10 protein-coding genes and 2 pseudogenes are annotated in these 5852 nt (G+C 42.5%); 4 read left to right on the top strand and 8 right to left on the bottom strand.

Annotated elements, in window-relative coordinates; all coding sequences use genetic code 11:
- The 4 genes from F7C14_RS03485 to F7C14_RS03470 all read right to left on the bottom strand — a co-directional run.
- Nucleotides 1-271: (Fe-S)-binding protein (locus F7C14_RS03485; protein ID WP_290899973.1), on the bottom strand; the 271-nt coding region annotated here is incomplete at its 3' end.
- Nucleotides 268-1509, bottom strand: coding sequence for an FAD-binding oxidoreductase (locus tag F7C14_RS03480; RefSeq protein WP_290899971.1), 1242 nt, complete (start codon nucleotides 1507-1509; stop codon nucleotides 268-270). The genes F7C14_RS03485 and F7C14_RS03480, both read right to left, overlap by 4 nt.
- Nucleotides 1510-1569: 60 nt before the next feature.
- Nucleotides 1570-1977, bottom strand: coding sequence for a DsrE/DsrF/DrsH-like family protein (locus F7C14_RS03475; RefSeq protein ID WP_290899969.1), 408 nt, complete (start codon nucleotides 1975-1977; stop codon nucleotides 1570-1572).
- On the bottom strand, nucleotides 1974-2456 hold the full coding sequence (locus tag F7C14_RS03470; protein WP_290899967.1) for a hemerythrin domain-containing protein: 483 nt from the start codon (nucleotides 2454-2456) through the stop codon (nucleotides 1974-1976). Before F7C14_RS03470 ends, F7C14_RS03475 begins: the two co-directional genes overlap by 4 nt.
- A 96-nt stretch (nucleotides 2457-2552) precedes the next feature.
- Between F7C14_RS03470 and F7C14_RS03465 the strand changes: the two genes are divergently transcribed.
- From F7C14_RS03465 to F7C14_RS03455, 3 genes and pseudogenes are all read left to right on the top strand, one after another.
- Complete coding sequence (locus tag F7C14_RS03465) at nucleotides 2553-3434, top strand: hypothetical protein (protein ID WP_290899965.1); 882 nt, start codon at nucleotides 2553-2555, stop codon at nucleotides 3432-3434.
- A 220-nt stretch (nucleotides 3435-3654) separates the two neighbouring features.
- Nucleotides 3655-3753: pseudogene (locus tag F7C14_RS03460) on the top strand (IS6 family transposase); the annotation flags it as partial.
- Between the two features lie 49 nt (nucleotides 3754-3802).
- Nucleotides 3803-4021 carry a hypothetical protein gene (locus F7C14_RS03455; RefSeq protein ID WP_290899977.1) on the top strand — a complete coding sequence of 73 codons (219 nt, stop codon included), beginning with the start codon at nucleotides 3803-3805 and terminating at the stop codon, nucleotides 4019-4021.
- A 173-nt stretch (nucleotides 4022-4194) separates the two neighbouring features.
- On the opposite strand, the gene F7C14_RS03450 is transcribed toward F7C14_RS03455, so the two are convergent.
- Together F7C14_RS03450 and F7C14_RS03445 are read right to left on the bottom strand one after the other, a co-directional pair.
- Nucleotides 4195-4647, bottom strand: coding sequence for a DUF3368 domain-containing protein (locus tag F7C14_RS03450; protein WP_290899963.1), 453 nt, complete (start codon nucleotides 4645-4647; stop codon nucleotides 4195-4197).
- A complete protein-coding gene (locus tag F7C14_RS03445) occupies nucleotides 4647-4907 on the bottom strand; it encodes a UPF0175 family protein (protein ID WP_290899975.1) in 261 nt (86 codons plus the stop codon). Before F7C14_RS03445 ends, F7C14_RS03450 begins: the two co-directional genes overlap by 1 nt.
- Before the next feature lie 55 nt (nucleotides 4908-4962).
- On the opposite strand from F7C14_RS03445, the gene F7C14_RS03440 reads away from it, so the two are divergent.
- Nucleotides 4963-5334 (top strand): hypothetical protein, encoded by a 372-nt coding sequence (locus tag F7C14_RS03440; RefSeq protein WP_290899962.1) that lies wholly within the window; start codon nucleotides 4963-4965, stop codon nucleotides 5332-5334.
- Between the two features lie 27 nt (nucleotides 5335-5361).
- Here the strand turns inward: F7C14_RS03440 and F7C14_RS03435 are convergent.
- A pseudogene (locus tag F7C14_RS03435) lies at nucleotides 5362-5457 on the bottom strand (PIN domain-containing protein); the annotation flags it as partial.
- Nucleotides 5458-5568: 111 nt separating this feature from the next.
- Nucleotides 5569-5852: PIN domain-containing protein (locus F7C14_RS03430; protein ID WP_290899959.1), on the bottom strand; the 284-nt coding region annotated here is incomplete at its 5' end.

The raw sequence follows: 5852 nt of genomic DNA, 5'->3' as shown, positions 1-5852 counted from the left end.
TTGCTTTCTCCCAAACATCTATGAGGGGAATTTCAGTTTGACAAACCACCTCGCACTCTCCGCAGGTTGTGCATTTAAAAAAGTCTTGGAGTATCACATCATCCAAATCTTCTGGTTTTATCTCCCCTTTCAGCAGACTCCTTATTAGGTAGATTCTTCCTCTTGGTGATGCGCTCTCCCAGTTTTCGTGTTTGAACGCTGGACAAACCCTGCAGAAATTGCACTGAGCGCAGATGAAAGCCTCGTCCTCTACGAGCTTCTCGAACTTCATATCACCACCATGTTTGCTATCTTTGCTATGAAGCTCAGTGCGGAGGGAAAAACTTTTCCGGGGTTCAGCAAGTTGTACGGATCAACGAGTTTTTTCAATTCAAGAAGTTCGTCGTAATTTTCGAAGTATTTCTTGGCTTTATGAGCCAAATACATGCCTACGGAGTACGGGATAGCTTTGTACTTTCTTTCAGCGACTCTCATCACTTTTAGGGCTTTCCTCCAAGCCAAAGTGTAACCGAATTTCCTCTCGTCCTCGAAGAACATAGCCAAAACTGCCGCACCTCTTTTAGCGAAGAGCACTTCGTAGGGGATTTCTTCGTTCTCAAGCCAGTAAATGTAGTCTTCGGCAGTTGCGTAGGAGAGAAAAACCTCGCTAACTATTAGGCTCGGACCTTTTCTTTTAATTCTTAGGGGATAAAAAACCTTGCTCCAGAGTTTTTCTCCGAGTTCGTTTTCGTTCACGTTTGGATCCTCGTACTCGAATATGGCTGCACTGAATTCGGGAAGAGAGGGATCTTCTATCTCCTTTTTAAGCTCCATCGTTTTGTGACCGTAGAGGAGAATCGTGGTGAGTTTTGGCGGACGGGCTTTGACAGTCTTCATTATTATCCCAGCGTCGGTGTTGTGAGCGTATTTCCTATGCTCGACGTAATCCTTTAGCTTTACCCAAGCCTTGGTTATCAATCCGGTCGTTCCACAAAGACCGGAGTAGAAGAGGAGGTTGGATGTTTCTCTGAATCCCCTAAAGTCGAGAACTCTAATTTTCTCGACATTTTCCCATATCGCCCCGTACTTAAAACTCCCGATGCCGTATCCACCCTGAGAAATCCATCCTCCGACTGTTGAAGAAGGTGCGCTCGTCGGGTACACCTTGAGAGAAAATCCCTTCTTCTCAACCTCTTTTTTTACATCGAGCCAAACGGCTCCTGGCTGGGATATTAAAATCCCCTCATCCTCGTCCACTTCAAACTTGTTCATTTTCGAGAAATCTACGATTATTCCTCCTTTATACGGCACAGCTCCACCGTAACCGGAAGTTGCAGCCCCCCTCGGGACTATGGGCATCTTGTTCTCCTTAGCGTATTCGAGAATTTCAACGAGATCCTCTTCATTTCTTGGCTGAACAACCACATCAGCTTCCTTAATAAGCTTTTTAAAAATCCAGGGAGGTGATGTAATGTCGTGGGAATAAATGTGCAGCCTCACCGGATGGGTCGTGTAGGGGGCTTTGAACATATTCTCAGATTTAATGAGGAATATATAAAAAATTCGTTTCTTTCCTGTAATCGCACAAAGTTAAATAAATATCAAGTCAAAATCTTTCGATCTGTTAATGAAATCTGACAGCCCGATTACCTCGTCAACTTCGTCAATCAGCTCGTCTCTTGAGATGTTGAGCATTGCCATCGAAGCCGGACAAACGTAAATCTCAGCTCCGACATCTTTACAGTACTTTATCACCTCCTCAAGCTCCTCAATGTGCCCCTCTTTCAAGTTGGATATGTATCTTTCAGCGTAATGCTCGTCTCCTTCCACAACAATTTCTTCGCTTGGTTTTGCTCCTTTTTTCACGTATTTCAACGAAGCGTGGGTGAAGTAGAGTTTAGCCTTCCCGCCCATGAGAAGAGCTGAGAGAGCTATGGATAATCCATGGTGCACTCTGTCATAAAAGCCGGAATGAAAAATAATGGAAACGTTTTTCATGCTTTAACCCTTATTTTTTCAGCCCACTCCAAAAGAGGGACACCTTCGCTTCTGAACTCCGAGAACGTCTTTTCGAGATCTTTTATCTCTTCCTCGCTCAACCTTTCCGCAAGTATCGCAAGTCCGTCGCAGTTGGAAACGTGAACGAGCAAACCTCTGACTTTACTTGCCGCCTCTTTTGCTTCCTCGTCGGAAATGTCCTCTTTGGAGAGAAGTTCAGCTAATTCCTTAGCGGAACTTATTGCTGTGTCGTGCTCTTCCAAGAGCTTGTCAACGTACTCTCCGAGAAACTTCCTGAGAGTGGGGTAAAGCTTCTCCTCTTCAAACCTGAAGTGAGGTCCAAGGAGCTTGTTCAGCCTTTCAAGAACTTCTCTGGCTTTGTCTATCTCCTTTCTCTCTAAGGCTGACGCGAGCTCTATCAAGCTATCTCTCACAACCCTGTGGTCTTCCCTAAATTCCTCAATAACTTTCGCACACATGAAATAAATTTCATATGTAATTTCGTATTACCCTTTTCCCTAAATCTTTCAGAAGTTACGAAAAGTTTTATTGGTTTACCCGATAATATCTCCGTCATGAGAGTTTTAATCATAGCGATAATTCTGCTTTTGATCTTTCCGGCTAATGCTCTCCCAAAGTATTCGGAAGAGACCGGACTTGAATGCACAGCTTGCCATACAAATCCCAAAACGGGAGACTTGAACGAATTCGGCAAAGAGTTCAAAATGAAAAAGGAGTTTTCGTTCAGCATAAGCAGAGAGCTTGCCTTTATTGTCGGATCTCTCCATTTGTTTTCAGCCGTTTTCTGGGTGGGTGCTATAATCTTCGTTCACGTAATCCTAACTCCCGACATAGTCGTCGCTGGAGGGGCTCCTAAGAAAGAGTTGCTGCTCGGTTGGATAGGCATATTCTGCACGGGAATCAGCGGTTTTTTACTCACGTATTTCAAGTATTCCTCCGTAGAAGAGCTTTTGACTACTGAAAGCGGAAAAATCGTTCTCGTTAAAATTTTCATATACCTTTTCATGGTCTCAACGGCAGTTCTGCTCACCTTCAGCCTCAACAGGAAGTTCAAAGAAGCTCAGGTGAACCCGGCTTTGATTTCGAAGGTAAATCTGGCGAAACTCGAAAAATTTGACAGAATAGATGATAAGAGCAGAGTTCTTGTTAGCGTTTTCGGACTCGTTTACGACTTTTCAACGAGCAAGATGTGGAAAGATGGCGTTCATGCTGGAGTACATAAAGCCTGGAGGGACTTGACAGAGGAAATTAAGAAATCACCCCACGGCATTTCGGTTTTGGAAAGATTTAAACCGATAGGATATGTAGGCGAAGCTCTCAAAAACTTGGAAGAGGTAAAATCAGCCGTGAAAGTATTTAAATTGATGGCGTACATGAACCTGTTCCTTGGCGTTCTTGCGGTCTTTCTCGGGTCTTACGTAAGGTGGATGCTGTGACTGTTTGTTCACGAACGATGCATCTTGTTACACCCATTACAGACTTTTTCGGCAATTCCGATTCCTTTGCAGACTTGCGGATAACATTGACTGGACGACACTGTCAAGAATAACATTAAAAAATTAAAAAACCAGAATACAAACCATGCAACCCTCAATCCAGCAGTTAATCGAAGAAATAAAGTCTAAAAGAGTCTTTCGGAGGGACAGAAAGAGAGCGGGATTGGATTGTAAACATGAAACCTTTGGAGAGAGAAATGCAGTAGAGAGATTCTTTTCTTTACTAAAAGGAAGGACAAAGAGGTTCTGGAATAGATTTCCTTTCAGGAGTTCATTTGATTCCGTTCAGAGCTGGTTAGAGAGTTTCGTTGCCATTTATAATGTGGAGATGTTATTTTTGGCAGTCCATAATCTCGCAACCGAGCTTGCTTGAAGATGTCGAATACTCTCCTCCGATAGTCGAGAACAGGCTTGAAGAAGGTTACAGGATTACTGTTAGAGATAGAGAATGGAAGCTGATGGTCAATCCGGACAGAGAAGATGGGCTTTACAACGTCAGAAAAACTCGCTTGAACGAGAGAATCTGATTGGACGGGAGCCTGACGTGGAGAAGGAACTGAGAAAGCTGGCAGAAGCGCATCTGAAGAGGGGAACAGAAGAAGAGAGGCTGAAAAGCATAACGAAGATGTTGAAGGGGATATAGGGATGCAAAACTCAGGAGAAACTACTCGAAATCTTAGAAGAGACAGTATTCAGATTTTCAAAGTTCTCCAGCTTCTTTCAGAATTAGTTCTACAAGTTTTTTGCCCAGTCTGAAACCTCTTTTTACAAGTTTTTCAATTACTGGTCCTACTTCATTGTAATGGCCCTTTCTCTTCGCGAGAAGAATCAGTCCGACAGTTCCTATGACTTTCAATCGAAGAGATTGAGCTGTGTTTTTTGCTGCCTTGTCGTCAATAATTGCCAACCCTGCGTTCAATTCAATGGCCAGGGCTATTACCTCAGCTTCGCCTTTATGAAGCTTTTCTCTGAGCAAATCTACCAGAACTCTGTTTTTTACTCCTCTAACTTCAATCCACTCAGGGACGGGATCGCCGAACTCCTCTGCAACACCTTCTGGAATTATTACTCTATCAAAAAGGTGGCGAAGGATTTCAAACTCCCCAATGTTGGACAGGACAATCAAAGGACTTGTGTTTGAAACAACGATCATTATAGCTCCCCAATAACATCCATATCTTTTTGTAGCTCTTCCAGATCATAATTGAATGGTACATCCCTTTTCCTCAGCTCGTACAGAAATTCTCTGATACTCAAATCGGCTATCTCAGCAGCTTTTCCGAGGGAAACCGTCCCTTCACGATAGAGTTCTATGGCGACGAGAAGTTTTGTTTCGTCTTCCAAATTTTTCACTCCAAGGATTTTTGTTATATCTTTGGGGAAACATAACCCTACGTAAACTCCCTCGCCCATGGTCAGCACCGATTGAAAATTGTCCAATCAAACTAAAAACATTTCCCCCAGAATTATGTTCAAAGTTAAAACAATCTCCGGGCTTGCCGGGGTTGAGAACGAGTTTCCTCAACCGAGCTTGCTTGAAGATGTCGAATACTCTCCTCCGATAGTTGAAAACAAACTCGAAGAAGGCTTTAGAATTACGATTGGAGACAGGGAGTGGAAACTGATGGTCAATCCAGACAGAGGAGATAAACTTTACAACATCAGAAGAGAACCGCTTGAGCAGGAGAACTTAATTGGACAGGAGCCAGATATCGAAAGGGAGCTTAGAAAACTGGCTGAGATGCATTTAAGAAAGAGATATGGAAGAAGAAAGGTTAAGAGCTGGAATAGAAAAACTGAAGAGGTTGAGGATTTAACGAACCTTCTACTTCTTCATTAAAAACTTCTGTCGTCAGAGTGATTTAGATTAAACTTCCAGAAAATCTACCCTCCCAAAATCTTCATCAAAAGTTGCAATCTTCTTTATCCTGTAGTGTTTGCACGTCGCAGCTATCAAAGCATCTTAGACACTCTGAAAAATTATCGATGCCCACGTTCATTTTCAGGAATTAAGATGGTCAAATTTAAAATGATTTACTACTCCGATTCTGACAGTAGTCTTTTACCGGTTACTTCATTCAAAAAATACGTATTTTAAATCATTATTCTTTACAAACCCTTTCAGCTCGTTATCCAGGCTTGCAAACTTCATGTTGTTGCTTAAGGCAATTGAGTAAAGAATGCAATCAATAATGTCTTTATGACCCATCTCATAGATTTCAAAAGCTTTCAGAACGATTTCAGCGTTAATCTCAGCTTTAGCATAACATTCGAATATACTTATGATTCCAGTTTCGAAAGTATCGCGATCGAACTTGCCTTTCCTTTTGAGTGAATTGACAACCCAAAGACACTCCA

It is taken from the genome of Ferroglobus sp. (assembly GCF_015521575.1).
In the GTDB taxonomy this organism is placed as follows: Archaea; Halobacteriota; Archaeoglobi; order Archaeoglobales; family Archaeoglobaceae; genus Ferroglobus.
The sequence above is the reverse complement of the archived record's forward strand: the minus strand, read 5'-3'. Positions and strand labels throughout refer to the sequence as shown.

Bases quoted from the DNA above. Each gene is read 5' to 3' on its own strand.
- F7C14_RS03480 (WP_290899971.1), bottom strand. From the start codon at position 1,509: ATGTTCAAAGCCCCCTACACGACCCATCCGGTGAGGCTGCACATTTAT.
- F7C14_RS03470 (WP_290899967.1), bottom strand. From the start codon at position 2,456: ATGTGTGCGAAAGTTATTGAGGAATTTAGGGAAGACCACAGGGTTGTG.
- F7C14_RS03440 (WP_290899962.1), top strand. From the start codon at position 4,963: ATGTTCAAAGTTAAAACAATCTCCGGGCTTGCCGGGGTTGAGAACGAG.
- F7C14_RS03450 (WP_290899963.1), bottom strand. From the start codon at position 4,647: ATGATCGTTGTTTCAAACACAAGTCCTTTGATTGTCCTGTCCAACATT.
- F7C14_RS03445 (WP_290899975.1), bottom strand. From the start codon at position 4,907: ATGGGCGAGGGAGTTTACGTAGGGTTATGTTTCCCCAAAGATATAACA.
- F7C14_RS03475 (WP_290899969.1), bottom strand. From the start codon at position 1,977: ATGAAAAACGTTTCCATTATTTTTCATTCCGGCTTTTATGACAGAGTG.
- F7C14_RS03465 (WP_290899965.1), top strand. From the start codon at position 2,553: ATGAGAGTTTTAATCATAGCGATAATTCTGCTTTTGATCTTTCCGGCT.